The organism is Candidatus Paceibacterota bacterium (assembly GCA_035530615.1).
Taxonomy (GTDB): domain Bacteria; phylum Actinomycetota; class Actinomycetes; order Nanopelagicales; family Nanopelagicaceae; genus QYPT01.
Genome location: DATKUL010000001.1, coordinates 509,499 through 531,900, shown reverse-complemented (window position 1 = coordinate 531,900; position 22,402 = coordinate 509,499). Strand labels below are relative to the sequence as shown.

Here is a 22,402-nt window from a genome sequence, read left to right as displayed (position 1 = left end):
TGATGGCGCTTGGGTCGGTAGACTTGCTGCACTATGGCTCGCAATTTAGTTAATCTCGAAGGTGTGTCTAAGGCTTTCGACATCAAGCAACTACTTGATGAAGTCTCCCTCGGCATATCCGAAGGGGATCGAATTGGAATCGTCGGCCGCAACGGGTCAGGAAAGAGCACGCTCCTTCGCGTAATGGCATCAGTTGAGCCCGCCGATCAGGGAAGAGTCACGCAGGCAAATGGAATTCGCGTCGGGCTACTTTCCCAAGTTGACTTGGCTGATCCCTCGGCCACTGTCCGAGACGTAATTTTGGGGCAGCGCCTGGAGCATGAGTGGGCAGGAGAATCTGGAATTCGAGAGGTTTTCGACGGACTTTTTGGAGGTCATTCCGAGGAGTTCTTTAATCGAACTTTCATAGCACTCTCAGGTGGCGAACGTAGGCGAGTGGGTCTGGCAAAACTTCTTATCGATGATCTCGACCTCATACTTCTCGATGAGCCAACAAACCACTTGGATGTTGAAGGTGTTGCATGGCTCTCTCGTCACCTCAATAGCCGTAAAGGTTTGGCAGTTGCGGTCATTACTCACGATCGTTGGTTTCTGGATGCGGTGACTGAGCGAACGTGGGAAGTTGTGAATGGCGCTGTCGAGGAATACGACGGCGGGTATTCCGCTTACGTGCTGGCTAAAGCTGAGCGAGGACGGCAGGCGTCAGCAATGGAAGGACGCAGAAATCAACTCATTCGCAAAGAGTTGGCCTGGTTGCGAAGGGGCCCGCCCGCCCGCACCTCGAAGCCGAAATTTAGAGTGGATGCAGCCAACGAACTGATTGCTGCCGAGCCTGCGCCCCGAGATGGAAATGAGCTTTTGCGTTTTGCGCGAAATCGACTCGGCAACACCGTGTACGAACTCCACCACGCGCAAATTCGCGCAGGCGAGAAGGAGATTCTCCACGATACATATTGGAACGTAGGACCAGGTGATCGCATAGGAATCGTTGGAATAAATGGTGCTGGGAAGACGACTCTTATGAGAACTCTTGCCGGAGAGATCAAACCAAGCAGCGGAAAATTGGTGACGGGCGTAACGGTGAAGTCTGCATTTCTTTCCCAGCATCTAACGGAATTGAAACCGACATGGAGGGTTTTGGAGGCTGTTGAAGACGTCGCGCTTCACGTGGAATTGGGAAACGGGAAGGACCTCTCTGCATCACAACTCTGTGAAAGGTTAGGTTTTGACCGCGAGTCGCAGTGGACTCCCGTCGACAGTCTGTCAGGTGGCGAGAAAAGAAGATTGCAATTGACTCGTCTATTAATGGAGAGTCCTAACGTTCTGCTCTTAGATGAGCCGACAAATGATTTTGATATCGAAACCCTCACCGAACTAGAAGATTTACTCGACAGTTACACGGGTACGGTTCTTGTCATTTCGCACGATCGCTATTTTCTTGAAAGGGTATGTGATAGTTTCGTTGGCATGCTCGGTGATGGTCAACTTCGCGACTTACCTCGCGGAATTGACCAGTATCTTGAGCAACGTGAAGAGATGATTATTGCGGCCAACGAGACGGAAGCCTCCACGCGGAAAGTTTCGAATGCTGCGCTCGAACGGCAATTGAAGAAAGAGCTGGCTCGTCTAGAGCGACAGATCGAAAAAACTCACGAAAAGGAGCGTCAATTACTTCTGGCGCAAGATGATGCTTTAAATGATCCTGGCGCACTGGTGGAGGTGCAAAACTCACTCGAAGAGACTCAAAAACTCCGGATGAACCTCGAGGAGCAGTGGCTGGCGGCGACTCTTCAATTGGAAGATTGAGATAATGTTTGCTCATGTCCAATAAAGTCGTGAATCTTGTCGAAATTACTCTCTTCCGCGCCCGCTGGTTGCTTGCTCCTCTTTATGTGGGCCTCGTAGGCGCGCTCGCGCTTTTAGCGTATCGATTCGTTTTTGAGTTCATCACTCTCGCTCGCCATATAACCAACTTGGACGCGCACGATTTCACGCTGGACCTGTTGGCGTTGTTGGATCTCACCCTTCTAGCAAATTTAATTCTTATGGTGATATTCGCCGGATATGAAAACTTCGTATCACGGATCGATGTCGCGCAGGGATCAAAGGATCGCCCTCATTGGATGGGAACAATAGATTTCTCCGGCCTGAAAATTAAACTCATCGGCTCCTTGGTTGCCATATCGGTAATTGAACTCCTAAAAGATTTCATTGAACTATCGGGTGCGGATTCAATCGGGCAAGGAACCATCGGTCGAATCGCTATTCACTTAACCTTTGTCATATCGGGAGTTCTATTCGCACTTATGGATTGGATCGCAGATAAAAGGGAATTCCACGGAACCCACCCCTAATGCGAATTGATTTACTCGCGGCTTTTGCAGGCGTATTTATTGCAATTCAATCCAGAGCAAACGGCGAACTCGCATACCGCATGGGAAATGCGCTTGAAGCTGCGCTTATTTCATTTGGTTCCGGGTTACTTGCAGTACTTCTAATTTCCCTGTTCCATGCAGGGATCAAGCGTGGGGTTGGAAAGACTCTGACTGCGGTGCGTGATGGGGCCATTCCCAAATGGCGCCTTATTGGTGGTGCCCTCGGAGGAATTGTTATTGCGGTGCAGACGCAGATTGTTCCTCTTATGGGTGTTGCAATCTATTCAGTGGCGGTGATTTCGGGACAGACTGCGATGTCGCTTGTTGTAGATCGAATCGGGCTTACTGGTGGCGGCAAAAAGATGCTATCAAAGTATCGGATCGCAGCTGCCTCCCTTACTGTAATTGCAGTGTTGGTGTCAGTGTGGGATCGGATAGATGCTAAGCACCTCTCGTTCTTCGCCGTAGCCCTCGGAGTTTTCTCTGGAGGACTCGTCGGTATCCAGCGCGCATTTAACGGTCAGGTAAATGAACATTCGGGACAGAGTTTTTCCACATCTCTCTTTAATTTCATAACCGGAACTGCGTTATTGGCAATTTTGTTTGTCGCCTCGATCGTGACGCATCATGGTCATATCTCACCATTCCCGACCGGGCCTTGGTGGATGTACCTTGGTGGCGTAACGGGCTTGATCTATATTGCTTTTTCAGCGACGGTGGTGCAGCACGTAGGAGTGCTTACTTTTACTTTATTTAGCATCGGCGGTCAGCTTGTTGGCTCTCTTGTGATTGACATCTTCCTTCCATCTAAAGGTGTGCATGTAGGTGCTTACCTGGTAACAGGAATCTTGATGACATACCTTGGTGTACTTGCGAACAATGACCGAACATCAGGCGGGAGCAGGCCTAGTCGACTCGTGAATGACTAGTTGTCGCTGATTCGATCACACACACTTCTTTACAGCGGCCGCAACCGCTTTAACCACATTCGGGTCAAAGACGCTTGGGACGATGAAAGAGGCGTTGAGTTGCTCGTCGCTGACACAATCCGCAATTGCTTCGGCCACTGCGACCAGCAACTCGTCCGTGATCTTATGGGCGTTGGCATCGAGCAAGCCTCGGAAGATGCCTGGGAAGGCAAGAACGTTGTTGATCTGGTTGGGTTGATCGCTTCGCCCTGTTGCGACAACTGTTGCGTGCTTACGAGCGAGAACTGGATCAATCTCAGAATCCGGATTTGCCAGAGCAAAGACAATCGCATCTCGGCCCATTCCAGCTATGTCAGACTCCTTCAAGATATTTGGAGCACTGACCCCGATAAATATGTCAGCTCCCTGCAATCCTTCGGAAATCGTGCCTGAGAAATCGGTTGGATTGCAATGGTCAATGAACCAATGACGATCCGGATCCTTGGTCACGGTACCGCTATGAATGGCCCCTTTCGTATCAAAGGCGATGATGTTCTTGGCGCCGCTGATAGTGAGCAAGCGCGCAATTGCGGTTCCGGCCGCACCTGCTCCGGTCATAATGATCTTGCACTCGGAGAGTTCTTTCTTTACGAGTTTCAATGAATTTCGCAACGCCGCAAGTACAACAATCGCGGTCCCGTGCTGATCATCATGGAAAACCGGGATATCGAGGAGCTCGCGCAGTCGACGTTCGACTTCAAAGCACCTTGGGGCAGAAATATCTTCAAGGTTGATCCCACCGTACACCGGAGCGATCAATTGGACGGTGCGAACAATTTCATCAACGTTTTGTGTGTCCAAACAGACGGGCCACGCATCAACATCTCCAAAACGCTTGAATAACGCGGCCTTTCCTTCCATTACGGGAAGTGCCGCGGCCGGTCCGATATTTCCAAGACCCAGAACAGCTGAGCCATCAGTAACAACAGCTACCGTGTTTCTCTTAATCGTCAATCGACGAGCATCGGAAGGGTCATCCACAATTGCCTGACAGATGCGAGCAACGCCTGGCGTGTAGGCCCGGGAGAGATCGTCGCGTGTTTTCAATGGAACCTTGGATTGAATTTCAATCTTTCCACCAAGGTGGAGAAGGAATGTTCTATCGCTGACCTTTCGGACGGAAAGTCCAGGGTGAGCGCTGATCGCCTTTGTGATCTCTTCCGCGTGTTCTGCGTTGATCGTGTCGCAGGTGACATCCACAACCACTCGTTCGAGCAATGACTCCACAACATCCAAGGCTGTGATTGTCGCTCCCGCCTTTGTGATTGTCGCCGTTGCTTCTGCGACAGGTTGTGCCGAAGGTGCGCCTTCGACTCGAATTGTTATGCCATACCCAGGACTAGTCGATGCCATTTTATACAACTCCGTAAAGTCGGTCGCCCGCGTCACCAAGACCCGGAACGATGTAGCCATTTTCGTTTAGTTTCGTATCGAGAGCTCCCGTAACAATTGTTATTGGTACGGTGGAGTTCTCAAACGCTTGCTCCATATGAGCAATTCCTTCGGGTGCCGCGATAATGCAGATCGCGGTGATATCTGTCGCTCCCAAATCGATTAAGTAATTGAGGGCTGCTACCAGTGTTCCCCCGGTTGCCAGCATTGGATCCAGAACGAAGCACTGTCTCCCAGATAAATCATCGGGAAGCCGATTGGCGTAAGTGCTAGCTTCCAAAGTCTCTTCGTTTCTGACCATTCCAAGAAATCCGACCTCGGCAGTTGGGATTAAACGGACCATACCTTCTAGCATTCCAAGCCCTGCACGGAGAATCGGTACGACGAGTGGAGTTGGGCCAGCCATCTTGATGCCTTGCGTGAGTACGACCGGTGTTTTCACCTCAACTGTTTTAGTGCGCACATCGCGCGTCGCCTCGTAGGCGAGCAATGTCACAAGTTCTTCAACAAGTCTTCGGAAGGTTGGAGAGTCCGTGTTCTCGTCGCGTAAAAGGGTCAATTTGTGCGAGATAAGTGGGTGATCTGCGACGTGGACTTTCATGTTTCCTACCTTACAGGGCTTTCCTTCCGGCGAAATGAGTGTCACTATGCAACCAGGGATACTCATGAAATAGGGAGGCCGCAATGACCCAAGATGACATAGCAGTGGCCGCCTGGCACGAAGATGGTCGATGGACCCTTGCGCAGTTAGATGATCCATATGATTTAGAGCACATTATTGATCAACTAAAGAGTCAGCGTACGAACGGTGGGGCGATTGCGCTGCTGGCTATTGACGAGGAGTTTTTCATTTTGATTCGAGTCCTTGGATCTCACATAAGTATGTTCATGAGCGATGCGACTTGTGCAATTGACTATGAAGTCGGTGCCAAATTTATCGAGCTCTCCGATCTTCCATTTCCTGAGGAGGACGACGAACCTCTACCGATGGGTCACTTAGACATTCTGGCCGATCTTGGCATGAACCATATGGAGATCTCTGCACTCTGCGACGATGCCGAGTTGTTCCCGGATGAACAATTGGATGCGATCGCCACTCGTCTCGGTTTTGGAGAAGAATTTCGTCAACTGGTTGACATCTGAGCATGCTCGAAAATGTGTGAGTTCCAGATTAAAAGAAAGAGCACAATCTGTCACCTCACACATTTTTCTCGCATTACAGTTGCTAAATGAACACCGAAGCTGCCATGCGGATAGCGATTGATCTCGCCAAGAGTTCGTCGATAAATACCGATGATGTTCCAGTGGGAGCGGTAATCCTCAATTCGTCTGGTGAGGTAGTTTCGACGGGTACCAACGAAAGGGAATTGAACTCCGATCCGAGTGGCCACGCGGAAATCGTTGCGATGCGTAAGGCAGGCAAGTCTCTTGAAAATTGGCGCTTAGATGCTCACACCCTCGTGGTCACTCTCGAACCGTGTGCGATGTGTGCCGGAGCAATCGCCCAGTCGCGGATGGCGAAGCTTGTTTTCGGTGCGTGGGATGAGAAGGCTGGTGCGGTAGGTTCGGTCTGGGATATTTTGCGTGATCCCAGAGCGCTCAATAGAGTAGAGGTCGTTTCCGGCGTTCTCGCGGGGGAGTGCGCGCAGATGCTGGCTACTTTTTTTCAGGAGAAGCGAAAAGGAATTTAGTTACGGTATCGTCACCCCTGGTGGCGTGTCCGAGCGGCCAAAGGAGCACGCCTCGAAAGCGTGTGTTGGGGAAACTCAACCGTGGGTTCAAATCCCACCGCCACCGCCAAGGATTTTTCTATTTAAATAATGATTTCGTATGACGGATTAAGAATTGTCAGCGAGCCCTCCGTCTCACCGACCATACCTTCGGCAAGTAGTTGCGATCCAACATCAAGACCTGCGATTTCGCGTCGACCGAGGAACTGCAAAGTGACTCCCCCGGTCTCATCCCAAATTTCTACTTCGACGATTGGCGCTGAATCCCTGGGGGCGGTGCGAATTGAAGTTACTCGGCCCTTGACGTGGGCTCTACTGCGCCAAGTGATCTTGCCGATTGGCAGGATCTTTTCTGAGTAGTGGCTTACCGGCTCGTTATTTTTGAAAGAAACCGCGGTAGCTGGTTTCAACTTTGGAATCGTTAGCGCTTCCTTCTTTGCAGATGCCGATTCTGCTGGTGATGCGGGAGCGTGTGGTTCGTGAACAACAACTTCCTTATCCGAAATAATTTTGGCGACATCAAACGGAATAATTGTGGCTACCACACGTGGGAGTTGGGAGATAGGTCGGGCAATTTCTTCAGCCGTCTGATCGTGGAGTAGTTTCCCGAGCCACGGAGCATATGAGCGCCGGGGTAGCAGGAGAGTTAGTTCAACGTCTTGTGACGCCGTTGAACGGATCGCGTAATCCATAGCGGCATTCGGTAACCGGCGATCGGGACAATCGACTAATTCAAGCATGACGTCATTAAGTGCATGGGTTGCTTGCCAAGTCTTCTTGATCTCCTCTGCACGTTGATCGTCAATGACAAAGTGAACCGCAGAAAGTGAATGCGGATTGAGACTTCTTGCATATCGAACGGCACCCACTGTTGCGACATCGACGCTGTCTACAAGAATGGTCACATCGTGGCGGCTGATAGATGTCGCTCGTGACTCCTCGCTTTTCAAATTAAGAGCTGCTTGCTCGCGTTGATACTGGTGGTTGAGACGAAGCAGTGAATAGACGGCGATGGGAGCAATTGTGATTACCAGCCATGCACCTTCAGTAAATTTGACAATAGCGAAAACGATTACGACGATAAGCGAAACGCCGCCAGCGAGGCCATTAATAAATATCTTGAGTTTCCAGCTACCTAGACGATGCCGGTACGCGTGCTTTGCCATTCCAAATCCAGCCAAGGTAAAGCCCGTAAAGACGCCAAGTGCGTAGAACGCTACAAGACGATCTACGCCCGCACCAGTGATGAGAATCAGAACGATGGCCGAACTAGCCAAGAAGATGATGCCGTTTGAGAACGCGAGACGGTGTCCGCGCTTTGTGAGCTGGTGTGGCAGATACCCATCGGTTGCGACGAAGTTACAGAGAATTGGGAAGGCGCTATAGGTTGTATTTGCCCCCGCGAAAAGAATTAACATTGTTGCAGTTTGAACAAAGATAAAGAAAATTTTCCCGCCAGGTCCATCTCCCAGAGCAGCTTTGGCAATCTGCGAAATAACAGTCGGAGTTCCAGTTTCAAATGGCATTGCGTGAATTTTTTGGGCGAACCAAGAAACGCCAAGGACTAAAGTTCCTAAAATAGAACTCATGATGACGAGAGTCCGACGTGCATTTCGGGCTTCAGGGACTTTGAAGAGAGCAACCCCATCTGAGATCGCTTCCAGTCCTGTAAGGGATGATCCGCCATTTGCGAATGCCCTTAGGAGAATAAAGATGGCGCTGAAAGTGAGCAACCCTTGCGCCTCACCGATTGGGTACGTGCCCGGCACGTCAGTAGAGAGGACGGGAAGGGTGTCGTTAAATACTCTATAAAGTCCGGTAATGAATACCACGGCCATAGCGCCAACGAATAGATAGGTCGGCATTGCGAAAGACTTTCCTGCTTCTTTAACACCCCTAAGGTTGCCATAAGTAATAAGCACAATAATTCCCAACGTCATATACACCTTGCCGGGATGCAACGAGGGGAAAGTTGAAATGATCGCTGCCACACCTGCGGCTGATTGAATGGCGACCGTAACAATGTAATCAAGCATGAGGGCAACCGCAGCAACAACCGACATTCCTGGACCAAAGTTATCTCGCGTGACAATGTAGGCACCACCCGTTTTGGTATAAACCTCAATAACATTGCGATAACTGAGCGTGATGATGGTAAGAATCCCGATGATGACCGCTGTCATCGGCATCATGAGTGCAAACGAGGCCAATCCGAAAGCAGGCAGGAGCGCGATCAAGATCTGTTCGCTGCCATAAGCAGATGATGAGATGCAGTCTGAGGAAAGGATCCCCAGGGCGTACCTCTTGGCTAAGCGCTGGTGCCCAAGAGTGTGGCGATTGAGAGGGTTTCCCAGAAAGAATCGCTTGATTTTGTACATGAAGGGATCATTGAGATGGGCATGTTCCTGCAAGGCAACTGGGGCGGGAGCATCATCTGTCCAGGATTTAGGCACTATCTCTCCCCTGGTAATTGCTTACGTTGCTTGGCAGCGGGTAATTGCGGGTCATTGCGGTAATCCTAGATTGGTTTTATTGACTTTGTTCACTCTAGGCGACTGACTCTCTGAAGGACTCTCCTTGAGTGGGCGGGTATGCTCGACCCATGAGAACACAGCTATATATCGATGGAAAATGGGTTGATGGCAGCGGGAAAATGCCGGTTTATGACCCAAGTGACGGATCTGTCATTGCCGAAGTCGCCACTGCTGGCGAGGCCGAAGTTGAAGCGGCGATAGCGGCAGCGCATCGCGCGCAACCAGAGTGGGCGGCCACTGCCCCTCGATATCGGAGCGAACTTCTACGCAAGGCATTTGAACTCATGACCGCCGAGAGCGACATGCTCGCCGAACTAGTCTCGCGCGAAAACGGAAAAGTCTTCTCGGATGCCAAGGGCGAGGTTGCGTACGCCGCAGAATTTTTCCGATGGTTTGCTGAAGAGACCGTTCGGGTTCCTGGAGATTTCCGCAAGTCCCCAAGTGGCGACAAGCGAATCCTCGTCACGCACCAACCAGTTGGTGTTTCACTTCTTATTACTCCTTGGAATTTTCCAGCAGGTATGGCGACTCGAAAGATTGGTCCGGCACTCGCGGCTGGTTGCACCGTGATTCTCAAGCCCGCCAGTGAAACACCTTTAACCGCGCTCGCGATCGTCGACATTCTCGAACGAGTGGGCGTGCCAAAGGGTGTCGTTAACCTCATTCTTCCCAACCCGGTAGGGTCACTTATTAGCAAAATGCTCCACGACCCTCGCGTCAAGAATCTTTCCTTCACTGGTTCAACCGAGATTGGTCGTGTCTTGCTTCGCGAGGCAGCCGATCAAGTAATTCGTTGTTCCATGGAATTGGGCGGCAATGCCCCTGTATTGGTTTTTGATGACGCAGATATTCCAACGGCAGTTGAAGGTTTGATGGTTGCCAAGATGCGCAATGGCGGATCAGCCTGCACCGCGGCCAATCGTGTATATGTACAGCGATCGATCGCTAAGGATTTCACAGCAGCCTTTACCAAGGCCATGTCTGAGATGGTTATGGGACCTGGAATGGCCAAAGGCGTAAATCTAGGCGCAAGTGTTTCCATGAAAGAGCGGAACAAGATTGCCGACCTCGTTGCCAATGCAGTCAGTGCGGGTGCCAAGGTTCAGACTGGCGGAAAGCTTCCTGAGGGAGTTGGGGCTTTCTACCCGGCCACCGTTTTAACAGTGGAGAAAGATAACGACATTCTCAACCACGAAGTGTTTGGTCCGGTTGCCCCCGTTGTCATTTTCGACACTGACGCAGAGGCCATTGCGCTCGCAAATAACACCGATTTTGGACTCATTAGTTATGTATTCTCTGGCGATCTTGCTCGCGCGATCCGTGTGGCTGAAGCAATGGAATCTGGCATGGTTGCAATCAACCGTGGCGTCATTTCGGATCCGGCGGCTCCCTTTGGCGGAACGAAGCAGAGCGGACTCGGTCGAGAAGGAGGATTCGCGGGAATCCACGAATTCCTTGAGACCAAGTACATCGGCGTGCAGATCTAGCACCTAATTTCTGCCCGTAATAGCGAGAAAGTCCTTGACACTTCTCAGACACACTGATATTTTCCGCACACGTCTGAAGTATTACTCCAGAAAAGTAAGCAATTCGTGGAGTAACACTTCATAAGAGAGGTGTGGGGATCGACATGGTTCAAGTTGGCATTCTCACCAAACTGAGAAAGGTCGAAGACCAGGTGACTGTCGCGGAAGCGAGCGCCTGTAATTTCATCACTAATAACGCCGAACTAGTAATCAAGAGTCCCCTTCACGTAGTGGCGGAAGCCAGTGGCACCAGTGAGGCAACGATTATTCGTCTGTGTCGCAAAGTAGATCTCTCCGGTTTCCAAGAACTACGACTTGCTCTAGCCCGAGACCATAAGAGTCATCAGATTGATGCAATTCACGAAGATGTTGCTCTTGATGATGAGCCATCTGTGATGCTCAACAAAGTCTTTGCTGGGTTCGTCAACACATTGAATGACACATTAAAGATTATCGATGCCGCTCAGTTCCAATCGATCATTGATGTTATTTCCTCTGCCAAGAGCATCAGCTTCTTTGGGCTAGGAGCATCCGGTTCTGTAGCACAGAATGCGTATTACCGGTTCATGAGGTTGGGTGTGCCGTGCTACGTACTCACAGACAGTAGCGGGCAGCTCAGTCGGGTATCAATGTTGGGCGAAGGTGATGTGGTGGTCGTCATTTCACACTCTGGTCGCTCTCGGGACGTTATCTTCGCGGTGGAGAAAGCTCGAGAGCGTGGCGCTATATGTGTCGCCGTAACCCAATATGGTCAGCAGCCACTTGTTAAAGCAAGTGATTTTGTTCTATTCACGTCATCAACGGAAACTGTTTTCCGGACCGAAGCCATGGCTTCTCGTGTGGCCCATCAAGCACTCCTTGACGCAGTCTTTGTCGGGGTTTCCCTCACGCGTTACGAAACGGTCATTGAAGCAATCAACACAAATCGCAAACTTACTGAACAGCTCCACAAGTAAAACCACTCACAACAACGGGTACCAGAAAGCGAGATAGCTCATATGGAAGATATATATCGACATAAGTCATCACGGCGAAAATTGCTCTTAATCGGGGGATTTTTACTTGCCAGCATTTCTCTTCCAACTTTGGCACTGGGCAGTCTGTCAGCCAATGCTGCAGTTCGAATTAAGCCGCAAGCCGCCAAAATAAAGGACGTTGTGTACGCCCAAAGCGTGCCTATTACTTCTCTCGCAACGGCGGGAACTCAACCTCAGGTGTATCCAGCTGGCTATGAGGCTGCTTTTGCCATCTATTCCGGTCTGGTCCGATTTAAGAGCAACCTCACGATCGAACCAGATCTAGCAACGGCTTGGTCTGTTTCTAACGATGACCGAAAGTGGACATTTGAACTGCGTAAGGGTGTCAAGTTCCATGATGGTCAGCCTTTCAATGCTGATGCAGTAGTTGCATATTTCACCAAGATGATTGATAAGACTTATAACGTCTCGGCCTATGGTTTATGGTCGGCAATCGAATCGACAGTCAAAGTTGATGACAATACAGTCTTGATTACAACTACTAAGCCATTCGGTGCATTGTTGAACACACTTGCACATGGTTCGGGACTGATTCCTAGCCCACTTCTCACGGCTAAGGGACCAGCGGAAGCTGCTCTCCGTCCAGTCGGCACCGGTCCTTACAAACTAGATAAATTTGAACCCGGGACAAAGTTGGTGCTTAAGGCGAATGCCAATTACTACGGTGCTAAACCAGTTTACGATTCGATAACCTACGTTTACATTGGAGATCCTGCTGCACGCATGGCAGCGCTTCAAGCTGGACAGGTAAACATCGTTGATGCGGTGCCAGTGGGACAGGTTGCAAGCCTGTCCGCAAGTAAGAATGTGAACATCATCAATATTCCAGGCCTTCAAGTCTTTGGAATAGGACTGAACTTCAATAATCCAATATTGCGTCTTAAGTCTGTACGCCAAGCACTCAATTACGCTGTTGATGTCCAATCGATTACCGCTTCTCTCTTCCGTGGGTATGCCACTCCCCTTACCAGCCCGCTTGCACCAAAAACAAACGGATTTGCGACGGCCGGCCCCAATAAATACGATCCAGAACGAGCCAAGGTGATGTTGAAACAAGTCGGACTCACTCCAGGCAAGAATGGAATGTTGGAAAAGAACGGTGTTCCGGTTTCATTCCGACTTCGCGTGCCTGACGGCATGTATCCAAATGATTTACTCGTTGCAGCTGCGGTTCAAGAGCAATTAAAGAACGTCGGCATCGATGTAGTACTTCAAAAAGTGGATAAAGCAGTCTTTTGGAGTGGGATCAAAGTTGCTAGAGCCAATGTTGATTTCGACATGGCACTCTTTGGATTCAATCCATCACACGGAAGCGGAGCCCTGCAGCTTGACATTATGTACACGTCAAACGCGACAGACGGACCGGTTGCTGGTTGGAATTTCAACTGGTACAGCAACAAGAAAGTTGACGATTGGCTTGCAAAATCACTGCAGGCGGTTAACCCAGCCACCCAGAAGACACTTCTAGCGCAAGCTGGTCGTGAAATCTGGCGTGATTCACCATATATCTGGCTCTATGTGCGTAATAACCTCAGCGCGTACGACGACAAGGCGGCAACTCCACTGGTCTTGCCAGTTGTTTTCACGCTTCCATCACGCACGATAGGTAAATAACCTCGCAGGGGGGCGGATGCTACGTTTCATAGCTGGACGCTTGGCGAATATCGCTGTTCAAGTTTCTGTAATTGCAACAGCGGTATTCGCACTCTTCAGAATGGCTCCAGGGGATCCTGCTGCTTTGATACTCGGTGCAAATGCTACGCAGAGTCAGGTTGATGTATTGAGAGAGCAAATGGGTCTCAACCAACCGATCTTTGTTCAGTTTATTGAGTATCTGCAGAACCTGGTGCAAGGCGATCTAGGTATATCTTCAAGTTATTCGCAACCAGTAATGACAGTTATTATGAGCAGGGTCGATGAAACAGCGGCCCTGCTCATTTTAAGCCTTCTCATTGCAACGAGCATCGGCCTTGTCGGCGGAGTAATGGCGGCAGTAAGACCCAGATCCTTCTTTTGGAGAGGCACACTCCTTCTCTGGGTCTTACTACTAGCTGTTCCGAACTTCTGGTTCGGCATGCTTCTTATCCAGTTATTTGCTGTTAAGTTGCAATGGCTTCCAGCTTATGGATCTGCCGGAATGGCCGGATTGATCCTGCCGGCGATCGCAGTTTCGGCAAGGCTGGTCGCACTTATTGCACGACTCACTCGTGCTGCCATGCTTGAAATACTGGGTGAGGACTTCATTCGAACTGCAAACTCTCGTGGCGTCTCACCCGTTAGGTTGATTCTGGTACATGCACTCAAGCCTGCTTTCCCATCCGTTCTAGTTCTTATTGGTTTGCAGGCCGGCTACCTATTTGGTGGCGCTGTCGTTGTTGAAAACCTTTTCTCATATCCCGGAATGGGACAACTTCTTCTCGCTGCGGTAAGCCAACGTGATTACACCCTGATGCAGGGAATCACGATCTTTTTCGTCGCTGGTTTTCTCATTATCAATTTATGCGTTGATATTGTTTCGTCGCGAATCGATCCACGAATCCAAATTCAAAGAGCAAAAGCATGAATAATTTGCCAGGAAGATTGATGAGAAACATTCACCTAAGAGCAAGCCTTGGAATTGGAATTGGAATTGTTCTATTTTTTATGTTGGTATCAATTTTTGCTTCGCTAATTTCGCCCTATGACCCAACGACACAAAATTTGCTCGCCACTTTACAAACACCCTCGTTAACTCATCTCTTTGGAACTGATGCGCTTGGTCGCGACATACTGTCGCGAGTAATTCATGGAACGAGTTTTGAATTGATCGTGGTCCTACCTGCGGTTACAACCGGAATTCTTCTCGCACTACCGGCAGGATTGCTAGCAGGTTACCGTGGCGGTTGGATTGATCGGGTTGTCTCTTGGATATCTGATTCGGTGCTCACATTTCCGGCAATGGTTTTGGCGATTGTTCTCGTAGCCGTTCTTGGCTCTGGTTTTTTCACTTTGATCCTGGCGATCGTCGCGACTCAGGCACCTCAGATGGTTCGCTACATTCGTGGATTTACTGTGCAGGTTAGGTCAGCTGATTATGTTATGGCGGCACGAGCAAGCGGTAGTAAAGCGAGCTCAATCCTTATTCGCCATGTGCTTCCGAACATCCTTGGTCCGATCATGGTGATTTTGAGTCTCTTCGCTAGTGAGGCTCTTCTCATTATTGCCGCATTGGGCTTCCTGGGAATCGGCGCACAACCGCCGGCACCTGAGTGGGGCACAATGTTAAGCGAGGGGCGAATAGATTTTCTGGCCGCACCTCACGTGATGCTTTTCCCGGGGATAGCGATCGCCCTGCTCATTTTGGGATTCAATCTTCTTGGAGATGGCCTCCGAGATTTCTTAGATAAGAGAAGTTAAGAGAAGTGGCAAATAATGCTTAGTTCTGATTTGCAAGGCTCGAAAGTAATGGATTCCCATGCGCAAGCATTGGATCAATGGAGTGAGTTAGGTAGGGTTCTAGACAATCTTGTTGCCATCGATCTCGTCGCGCGTGGTATTTGTCATCAACTCTATGACGCCGCTGTGCAACTTTCAGGTTCGCCACTGACTACGGGTACAGCGCTCGCCCTCCAAGAGCGAGTCCTGCCGGGTAAAGTTGTTTTTATCTGCACAGGTTGGCCGTCGAGATCATGGCTGATGAAAGGGCTCACCGAAACCGATGGACCCGTGGGTGCTGCATATCTGGCACGGGCTATCGAACAGTGTTTCGGTGCCATCCCCGTGCTTGTTGTCGAGGAGTCTCTCATTAGTTTTGCAGAGACTGCGTTGAGGGCGGCTGGTCTCATTGTTGCCGACATCGAAACGGCGTTGCGTTCGAAACAAGGCCCACACAAAGCTTCAGTTGCCGCTGTGCTTGCATTTACAACAGAGTTGAGTCGTTCGCAAGATGATGCCCGGGCTTTGCTAGAGCACTATTCGCCCGCGGCCGTTATTGCTATTGAGATACCCGGCGCAAATGTCAATGGGGAGTATCACAACGTCACTGCCAGGTTGGTCCCGACCGAACTTGTCGTGAAGGCAGATGAAATAGTCAGCGCGGCTCGCGAGGCAGGAATCTTGACTATCGGTATCGGTGATGGTGGCAATGAATTGGGAATGGGTGTAGTTCGCCACGCGGTTGAGCAATATCTTCCGCAGGGTTTGGTTATAGCGCCAGTCACACTCGTTGATCATCTTGTTGTTGGCTCTATTTCAAATTGGGCAGCGGTCGGATTGAGTGCCGCTATTGCAGCCATCACGGATAACGCCGATCTTCTACGCACGGTTGACCTATTGCGGATTACAGAAAAGGTCTCTGATGCGGGTGCCATCGATGGTTTATCTGCGTACGTCGATCCAAAAAATGATGGCACGTCAGCAGCCACTAGCGCAGCATTTGTCGAACTTGTGACAACCTCGGTCGAGATGCATCTGAAAGGATGGAAAAAGGGGTGAGTAATCCTTCAACTGATCCGTGGCAGAAACTTGGTCTGCCACGGATCATTAACGCGGCTGGGAAAATGACGTATCTCGGCAGTTCTGCCGTAGTTGATGATGTAGCAGAGGCGATCATCTTTGGTGCCCAGTCATACGTCGACATGGCAGAACTAAAGGCTGCGGCTGGACGACGAATCGTAGAGCTCATCAACGTACCCGCAGCTTGTGTTGTTTCATCCGCAGCTGCAGGGATTGTTCAAGCGGTTGCCGCAACCATTACGGGGACGGATCAAACTCTCATTGAGCAAGTTCCGCATGTAAACACTTTGAAACGCGATGTCATTATCCAAAAGTCTCATGCCGTGAATTTCGGCGCCCCAATAACGCAGATGATTGGATTAGGCGGCGGGAATCCTGTTGAGATTGGAAGTTCAAACCGTTGTTCTAGCCATCACCTTGAATCAGCCCTGAGCGAGACAACTGCCTCGGTTCTCTTTGTGGTTTCTCACCATGTACAAGCGGAAGATGCTATTAGCCTCGTTGAAACAATTTCATTGGCGCATAACCGAGGTGTGAAGGTGATTGTCGATGCCGCCGCGGAGACCGACCTAGTGAAGTATGTTGAGTTAGGAGTCGATCTTGTGATTTATAGCGGTCATAAAGCTATCGGCGGCCCAACATCAGGGATTGTTATGGGAGATCCAACGCTTATTGCGGCCTGTGTCGCACAGGAAACTGGAGCAGGGCGCGCTATGAAAGTAAGTAAGGAAGCAATTTCAGGTTTACTTGCCGCTCTCGAACGATACATTTCCGGGGAGGGGATTGCATCTGGAGAAGAACTTGTTGCGCGACTAGAAAGAGTTCAGTCGGCTGCTGGCGAGAAACTCCCTGCAACTTTTGAGATTGTGTGGGATAAGACGAGACCGATTCCGCGCTTGGCGGTTACGATTTTGAAAGGTTCACCCACAAGTGCGAGAGAGGTTGTTTCTCAACTGGAGAGTGCAGATCCTTCGGTTAGGACCCGTAACCATGCTGTGGACGAGGGACTAATTGGCATTGATCCCAGGGAACTGACCATGAATGGGGCGCAGTATCTCGGCCATTTACTGCGAAAGGTTCTTACGGGAGAGAATATGGCAGAAGAGTTAGGAAGAATGGGCCAACGTCAATGACTTCACAACAGAAGATACTACTTAACGTACAGACCAATAATGTTGATACTGCGATTGAAGTAAGTAAGCGCTACCCAGGACGGATAGTTATTGGAGTTACTGCCAAAGACTTCCCGGATCTACGTGATGGAATTGCCATTGTTAACAGAATGCAGGAAAAAGGGGTCCTGGTATCAGTCGGTCTAGGCGATGGCGCAGCTAATCAGTGGCAGCGCGCTCTAGATCTAGCTTTAGCCACTAAGCCCTTCCATCTCAACCAAGTGTTTCCCGCATCCGCGCTCTCGCGAAAGGCATTGCGAGACGCAGGTGCCCTCACGATTGTGAACGGCCTTATCAGACCATCCTCTAAGGTCGGTGCAGTGTGCATCGGTACGGGCCCCGAGAGTAGTAACTATGCATTAGAGAGTGTTAGTACAGAATTCGCGATTGCTCTTCTTCATGAAATGAGTGTCGAATCCGTAAAATTATTTCCGTTGCATGGGTTGACACATATAGATGAACTTCGGGAGGTTGCGATGGTAGCAACTTCGAGAGGGATGATGGTAGAGCCAACGGGCGGATTGACCGTGGCAATGCTGCCAGAGATCTTGAAGGCATGCTCCTTCACTGGTGAAGAGAAAATCATGCCGCATCTTTACAGCTCGGTTAAGAACCCAACGACGGGCGATCTAGATCTCTCCCTGATTGCCGATGCGATGGCAATAATTGACGACCACATACGCGTCAGTATTTGAAAACCAATGAGTGAGAACCAGGTAATTTGCGCTGTTGACGTAGGTTCAACATTTATCAAGGCGACTCTTCGTGATGGTGTCGATAATGTCGTAGCGCGATCGACTGTCCCATATCCACGGGATACTGTTGAAGGAGATTTGAGAGGGCATAACTCTCTTTGGATCGCTTTCACCTCTGTCATCAATGAGGTATCTGCAAATCAGAAGCCGGATGCCATCATAATTTCGTGTCAGATGGCCGGGCTAAGCATGGTTGGTCAGGATGGAATGCCAATCGGTCCATTAATTCCCGGGGTCGATATGCATTTCCCAAGGATCAATATGGTTGATGTAAGTGCCTCTGGATGTGGCGATGAAGCAGTGTCAACCGTAGCCAAGTTACTGTGGCTTACGGAGGAATCTCCGAATTTCGATATCTCGAAAGTGCGGATTGGCGGAATCAAGGAATTTCTACTTCAAAAACTTACAGGGCGATGGGTAACTGATCCCGCTTCTGCCTCTTCAATGGGTTTCTACAGTATTGCGGAACAGGGTTGGTCAACTCAGACTTTGAGGGCAACCAAGATCGACGTTAGCCAGCTTCCTGAAATTGAAGTAATGGGAGAGGTTGTCGGGGGCGTGCTGGAATCGGCGGCTGAGTCCTGTGGGGTTTCTGCAGGCACACCTGTGTTCTGCGGTCTGGGCGATGGGCCAGCGGCTAACATTTCTAGCGGAGCAATAGGTTCGGACATTCTCTGCCTTTCGCGTGGAACTACGGTGGTAGCTCGCGTTCTTTTTTCAGGCACCATTCCCGATCTTGGGCCGCTTCCTTTTTTTACTCAGCACCTACAACAATCGTGGAAGTGTGTGGGAGTGCGGCTAACCGTTGATCCGAGCACGGGGTTCTTCGTGCTTCCGGGTGAGGACACGGCCAAAATCCCACCGGAGGGCATAGGCCAGTATTTGCAGCCGATGATTGATGCATTTCACGTTCAGGAAGTGCGACCTGCTGGCGGCCGGGATATCCCGCTTCCGGCCCATTGGTCAGTACATGAAGTGCCGGCCGATGCACAGGATGGGACGCGAGGAATGACTCTTATTGCCAGTGGTTGGAAGTTAGAAGAAGGCAGGAATTTATTTCTAGACAAGCCCACTGGCGCCGATGTTTATTAATCGAATTGAAGGGTCGTGTGATCGATCATGAACAATCACAAGCAGTCAGTGCAGCGACAATCTGCGGTCGACTTGACGGATCTGCCATTGAGCATTCGGGGCTTATCGGTAGGTGTCGTAGATTATCCGGATGCACCTCTCCTAGATTCCGTCTACCTTGATGTTCGCCGTGGCGAGACCGTTGGTCTGGTAGGCGAATCAGGTAGCGGAAAAAGTTTGACATGCATGGCCATATTGAATCTGCTCCCACCTTCTCTCAGTGTGGATGGCGAGATTCTTCTCGGCGGCGAGAATGTGCGGACAATGTCTCAAAAACGGCTTCGGGAAATTCGCGGAACGAAGGCGGCAATGATTTTTCAGGAGCCAATGTCTTCTCTGAACCCAGTACTGACCGTGAAACAACAGATATTCGAAAGTTTGCGCGAGCCGAAATATGTAACTAAAGAACAGAAGCAGGCACGTGCAATCGAATTACTAAATCTTGTCGGCATTAATCAACCCGAACGACGACTTCATCAGTATCCTCATGAATTCTCTGGAGGCATGTGCCAGCGGATCATGATCGCTATCGCAATGGCTGGCGACCCGGAAGTTCTCATTGCAGACGAACCCACGACCAGTCTTGATGTGACGATTCAAGCGCAGGTTCTTCTACTGTTGAAGGAAGTTACATCGCACCTGGGTATGGCAATGCTTCTGGTTTCGCACGATCTGGGCGTCATAGCTCAAAATTGTGATCGCGTTGCCATTATGTATGCAGGACGGATTGTGGAAGAGGGACCCGTTGAAAAGATTTTTTCATCACCCACACACCCATATACCGAAGGACTTCTACGTTCACTTCCATCGATTGATGGGGTTTGGCAACGATTGCCTTCTCTCCCCGGGAGCGTGCCAACTGTAACTTCAATGCCCACCGGTTGTCGGTACAACCCACGTTGCCCACTTTCGATAGATCGTTGCTCTGTCGATGTCCCAGTGCTGAATGAAGTTTCGGGTAATCATTTTGTCGCCTGTTGGGTGAAGGGAAGTAAGTCATGAGTACTTTACTCAATGTTACAAATCTTAAGCGCACGTTCTCAGTTGATGCGGGTGGTCGATTCGGCCGACGACAGAAGATCAATGCGATCGAGGATGTTTCATATTCGGTCGATTCTCATGAGACCGTTGCACTAGTTGGTGAATCTGGATGCGGGAAAAGTACGACAGGACTTGCGACCTTAAGACTCATAGAACCTACGAGTGGATCCGTCGTATTTGACGGAGAAGATTTCTTGGCTCTAGGAGGCGAGGCACTTAGAGGGACTAGGGCAAGTGTGCAGATAGTTCTGCAAGATCCAAAATCTCAATTGGATCCGCGGATGAAATTGAGACATTCTGTTGCTGAACCATTACGGGCTCACGACCTCGGAGACAAGAGAGAGATCGACGACAGGGTTCGAGAATGTTTCGAACTCGTTGGACTTGACCCATCTTTCGGAGAGAGATTTCCACATCAGATTTCAGGTGGACAGCGTCAACGGGTCAGTATTGCCCGTGCGATAGCTACAAATCCCAAACTGATTGTTTTAGATGAGGCAGTTTCTGCATTGGATATTTCCGTGCAGACACAAGTGATGAACTTGTTGCTTGACTTGCAGGAGCGCATTGGTCTTTCCTATCTCTTCATTTCACATAGCATGGCATCTGTTCGGTATCTGGCCGACCGTGTGGTGGTGATGTACCTTGGACGCGATGTAGAAACGGCGCCAGCCGACGAATTCTTCAATTCGCCAGCTCATCCATATTCCCAAGCACTGCTCTCTGCCGTTCCAATTCCTCGAGTCGGCGAGAAGCGTGAGCGGATCATTCTTAGCGGGGATGTTCCAAGCCCCTTTAATGTTCCAAGCGGTTGCGTTTTTCGGACTCGATGTCCACGCGTCCAATCAATATGCAGTACGGAGATACCGGAGAGAAGAGTTATTGGACCCTCGCGGGTCGTTGCTTGCCACTTCCCCCTTATCGGATAGGGAGTAGGCGAGTAGCGTCGAGGTTTTGAACCTAAAACTCGAGCATTGCTCGCGCTTCGCTATGTGCAAATTTTTCTCTTAGGCGCTCTACTCGTCTTCTTTTTTTCCAATGAAGCGGCGTCAGCCCCAGCGTATTTGAGAATGTAACTCCCTGATCGTCAGAGAATCTGTAGGTAACCCCTTCATCGTCAATGGTGTATTTGATTATAGAATTACCGACTACCACGAGTAACAGACCTTCTCGGAGCAATTTCTTGGCTTGTTTTTTGTAGCGTCTTCGATTGGAGAAATAAAATTGCGTCATAAGATCCAGGAAAGCCTGCTCTTCCTCGGTCTCTATGAAAGGCTCGCCTGAGCCATCGTAAATCTCCACATCTCAAGTTTAACTCAGGTGCCGCAATGAAGGTGGATAATAGATTTCGATCGAGTACGACCTGCGTACTGCCACTTGCCCGCGATAATCGCTTTTGCATAAGCAATACCAAAGTAAATCTCTGTTAAGAGACTTTGCAAATGGTCTTGGCGTTCACCTCTATGTATTTAAGTTTGCGACGCCGAGCAATGAGGTAGAAATATGTGCATTATCAACTTCGATGCGACAGGACGCTTTAGGCGCTTTGGGATGCGCGGTCGCAGCGTTGGATTGGCGTTGGGGACCAACCCTATTTAATCGGGGCAGCTGACTCAATTTCTGCAGCAAGAATTGAAACTGCTGTTGTTATTTCGGTGATCCGATCTTCATAATTATCAGGGTAGTAACACCAGCCGCTCTTAAAGCGTTGAGTGCCATCCAAATCTTCAGTTTCTAAATTGAAGCCCATGTTGTAGCTAAGCCCGTATGTGGTGAGAATGATTCTTTTTCCCAAAAATACAAACGTGACAAAATCCTTTTCAATCAATTCTTGCGCGATCGATCGAAATTTAGATTCGTTGTCCGCAAAGATCTCAAAACCTCTTACAATAGTTGAGGCATCTTCATCCGGGTGAGGATTTGCGGGCACGAACTAATTCTCGCACTTTAGAGCCGGCATGGGTAGAGGATATTTCAGGTCCCGCAGTTAATTTCAATAGATTTGTCAGATCTCGCTCGCCCAGCGTATTTCCATCGCTCATTGATGAGAGCCTTTGAGGTGGCAATTCCGAAATACGTGGTTCTTATGTAGTTACGACAAGCTATAAAAGCAGCGTCATTCCTGACTAGATACCCTGAAGATTTTGGGTTTTTTGGGTCTGTAGTTTTAGTCCTAAGTAAGTGGTTTCCAAATTTCCCAACTTTGTAGAGCTGTACGGTTAACAAAACCTGGCTGTGTGGAACATT

22 protein-coding genes and 1 tRNA gene are annotated in these 22,402 nt (G+C 49.8%); 17 read left to right on the top strand and 6 right to left on the bottom strand.

Features of this window, described 5'->3' with window-relative positions; translation table 11 throughout:
- The first annotated feature begins 33 nt into the window (after nt 1-33).
- Genes VMW30_02825 through VMW30_02815 form a run of 3 tightly spaced genes read left to right on the top strand, consistent with a single transcriptional unit; the run spans nt 34 to nt 3,304 of the window.
- A complete protein-coding gene (locus VMW30_02825; protein ID HUW87295.1) occupies nt 34-1,806 on the top strand; it encodes an ABC-F family ATP-binding cassette domain-containing protein in 1,773 nt (590 codons plus the stop codon).
- Nucleotides 1,807-1,820: 14 nt separating this feature from the next.
- The gene (locus VMW30_02820) at nt 1,821-2,354 is read left to right on the top strand and encodes a TIGR00645 family protein (protein ID HUW87294.1); all 534 of its coding nucleotides are present in this window, start codon (nt 1,821-1,823) and stop codon (nt 2,352-2,354) included.
- On the top strand, nt 2,354-3,304 hold the full coding sequence (locus tag VMW30_02815; protein HUW87293.1) for a DMT family transporter: 951 nt from the start codon (nt 2,354-2,356) through the stop codon (nt 3,302-3,304). The genes VMW30_02820 and VMW30_02815 overlap by 1 nt, the downstream gene beginning before the upstream one ends.
- 15 nt (nt 3,305-3,319) lie before the next feature.
- On the opposite strand, the gene VMW30_02810 is transcribed toward VMW30_02815, so the two are convergent.
- Both VMW30_02810 and upp read right to left on the bottom strand, forming a co-directional pair.
- Complete coding sequence (locus tag VMW30_02810) at nt 3,320-4,696, bottom strand: NAD-dependent malic enzyme (protein ID HUW87292.1); 1,377 nt, start codon at nt 4,694-4,696, stop codon at nt 3,320-3,322.
- A 1-nt stretch (nt 4,697) separates the two neighbouring features.
- Nucleotides 4,698-5,336 carry a uracil phosphoribosyltransferase gene (gene upp, locus VMW30_02805; GenBank protein HUW87291.1) on the bottom strand — a complete coding sequence of 213 codons (639 nt, stop codon included), beginning with the start codon at nt 5,334-5,336 and terminating at the stop codon, nt 4,698-4,700.
- 83 nt (nt 5,337-5,419) lie between these two features.
- On the opposite strand from upp, the gene VMW30_02800 reads away from it, so the two are divergent.
- From VMW30_02800 to VMW30_02790, 3 genes are all read left to right on the top strand, one after another.
- A complete protein-coding gene (locus tag VMW30_02800; GenBank protein ID HUW87290.1) occupies nt 5,420-5,878 on the top strand; it encodes a tRNA adenosine deaminase-associated protein in 459 nt (152 codons plus the stop codon).
- Nucleotides 5,879-5,964: 86 nt separating this feature from the next.
- A complete protein-coding gene (gene tadA, locus VMW30_02795) occupies nt 5,965-6,426 on the top strand; it encodes a tRNA adenosine(34) deaminase TadA (GenBank protein ID HUW87289.1) in 462 nt (153 codons plus the stop codon).
- A 19-nt stretch (nt 6,427-6,445) separates the two neighbouring features.
- Nucleotides 6,446-6,535 (top strand) — tRNA-Ser (locus tag VMW30_02790).
- A 13-nt stretch (nt 6,536-6,548) separates the two neighbouring features.
- Here the strand turns inward: VMW30_02790 and VMW30_02785 are convergent.
- Nucleotides 6,549-8,918 carry an amino acid permease gene (locus tag VMW30_02785; protein HUW87288.1) on the bottom strand — a complete coding sequence of 790 codons (2,370 nt, stop codon included), beginning with the start codon at nt 8,916-8,918 and terminating at the stop codon, nt 6,549-6,551.
- A gap of 149 nt (nt 8,919-9,067) precedes the next feature.
- Between VMW30_02785 and VMW30_02780 the strand changes: the two genes are divergently transcribed.
- The 11 genes from VMW30_02780 to VMW30_02730 all read left to right on the top strand — a co-directional run bounded on the left by VMW30_02780 (nt 9,068) and on the right by VMW30_02730 (nt 21,084).
- Nucleotides 9,068-10,486, top strand: coding sequence for an NAD-dependent succinate-semialdehyde dehydrogenase (locus tag VMW30_02780; protein ID HUW87287.1), 1,419 nt, complete (start codon nt 9,068-9,070; stop codon nt 10,484-10,486).
- Between the two features lie 143 nt (nt 10,487-10,629).
- Nucleotides 10,630-11,481 carry a MurR/RpiR family transcriptional regulator gene (locus tag VMW30_02775; GenBank protein ID HUW87286.1) on the top strand — a complete coding sequence of 284 codons (852 nt, stop codon included), beginning with the start codon at nt 10,630-10,632 and terminating at the stop codon, nt 11,479-11,481.
- A gap of 42 nt (nt 11,482-11,523) precedes the next feature.
- The gene (locus VMW30_02770) at nt 11,524-13,176 is read left to right on the top strand and encodes an ABC transporter substrate-binding protein (GenBank protein ID HUW87285.1); all 1,653 of its coding nucleotides are present in this window, start codon (nt 11,524-11,526) and stop codon (nt 13,174-13,176) included.
- A 16-nt stretch (nt 13,177-13,192) separates the two neighbouring features.
- Nucleotides 13,193-14,125 carry an ABC transporter permease gene (locus tag VMW30_02765; protein HUW87284.1) on the top strand — a complete coding sequence of 311 codons (933 nt, stop codon included), beginning with the start codon at nt 13,193-13,195 and terminating at the stop codon, nt 14,123-14,125.
- Nucleotides 14,122-14,958, top strand: a complete 837-nt coding sequence (locus VMW30_02760; GenBank protein ID HUW87283.1) for an ABC transporter permease — start codon at nt 14,122-14,124, stop codon at nt 14,956-14,958. The genes VMW30_02765 and VMW30_02760 overlap by 4 nt, the downstream gene beginning before the upstream one ends.
- A gap of 15 nt (nt 14,959-14,973) precedes the next feature.
- Nucleotides 14,974-16,035 carry a glutamate cyclase domain-containing protein gene (locus VMW30_02755; GenBank protein ID HUW87282.1) on the top strand — a complete coding sequence of 354 codons (1,062 nt, stop codon included), beginning with the start codon at nt 14,974-14,976 and terminating at the stop codon, nt 16,033-16,035.
- Complete coding sequence (locus VMW30_02750) at nt 16,032-17,189, top strand: aminotransferase class V-fold PLP-dependent enzyme (protein ID HUW87281.1); 1,158 nt, start codon at nt 16,032-16,034, stop codon at nt 17,187-17,189. The genes VMW30_02755 and VMW30_02750 overlap by 4 nt, the downstream gene beginning before the upstream one ends.
- Nucleotides 17,186-17,923: a KDGP aldolase gene (locus tag VMW30_02745; GenBank protein HUW87280.1), complete on the top strand. Its 738-nt coding sequence runs from the start codon at nt 17,186-17,188 to the stop codon at nt 17,921-17,923. Before VMW30_02750 ends, VMW30_02745 begins: the two co-directional genes overlap by 4 nt.
- 6 nt (nt 17,924-17,929) lie before the next feature.
- The gene (locus VMW30_02740; protein ID HUW87279.1) at nt 17,930-19,075 is read left to right on the top strand and encodes an FGGY family carbohydrate kinase; all 1,146 of its coding nucleotides are present in this window, start codon (nt 17,930-17,932) and stop codon (nt 19,073-19,075) included.
- 27 nt (nt 19,076-19,102) lie between these two features.
- A complete protein-coding gene (locus VMW30_02735) occupies nt 19,103-20,116 on the top strand; it encodes an ABC transporter ATP-binding protein (GenBank protein ID HUW87278.1) in 1,014 nt (337 codons plus the stop codon).
- Nucleotides 20,113-21,084, top strand: a complete 972-nt coding sequence (locus VMW30_02730; protein HUW87277.1) for an ABC transporter ATP-binding protein — start codon at nt 20,113-20,115, stop codon at nt 21,082-21,084. Before VMW30_02735 ends, VMW30_02730 begins: the two co-directional genes overlap by 4 nt.
- 31 nt (nt 21,085-21,115) lie before the next feature.
- Here VMW30_02730 and VMW30_02725 read toward each other — a convergent pair whose 3' ends face one another.
- From VMW30_02725 to VMW30_02715, 3 genes are all read right to left on the bottom strand, one after another.
- Nucleotides 21,116-21,457, bottom strand: coding sequence for a hypothetical protein (locus VMW30_02725; GenBank protein ID HUW87276.1), 342 nt, complete (start codon nt 21,455-21,457; stop codon nt 21,116-21,118).
- A gap of 289 nt (nt 21,458-21,746) precedes the next feature.
- Complete coding sequence (locus tag VMW30_02720) at nt 21,747-22,085, bottom strand: hypothetical protein (GenBank protein HUW87275.1); 339 nt, start codon at nt 22,083-22,085, stop codon at nt 21,747-21,749.
- Nucleotides 22,060-22,197, bottom strand: a complete 138-nt coding sequence (locus VMW30_02715; protein HUW87274.1) for a hypothetical protein — start codon at nt 22,195-22,197, stop codon at nt 22,060-22,062. The genes VMW30_02720 and VMW30_02715 overlap by 26 nt, the downstream gene beginning before the upstream one ends.
- Nucleotides 22,198-22,402: the final 205 nt, after the last annotated feature.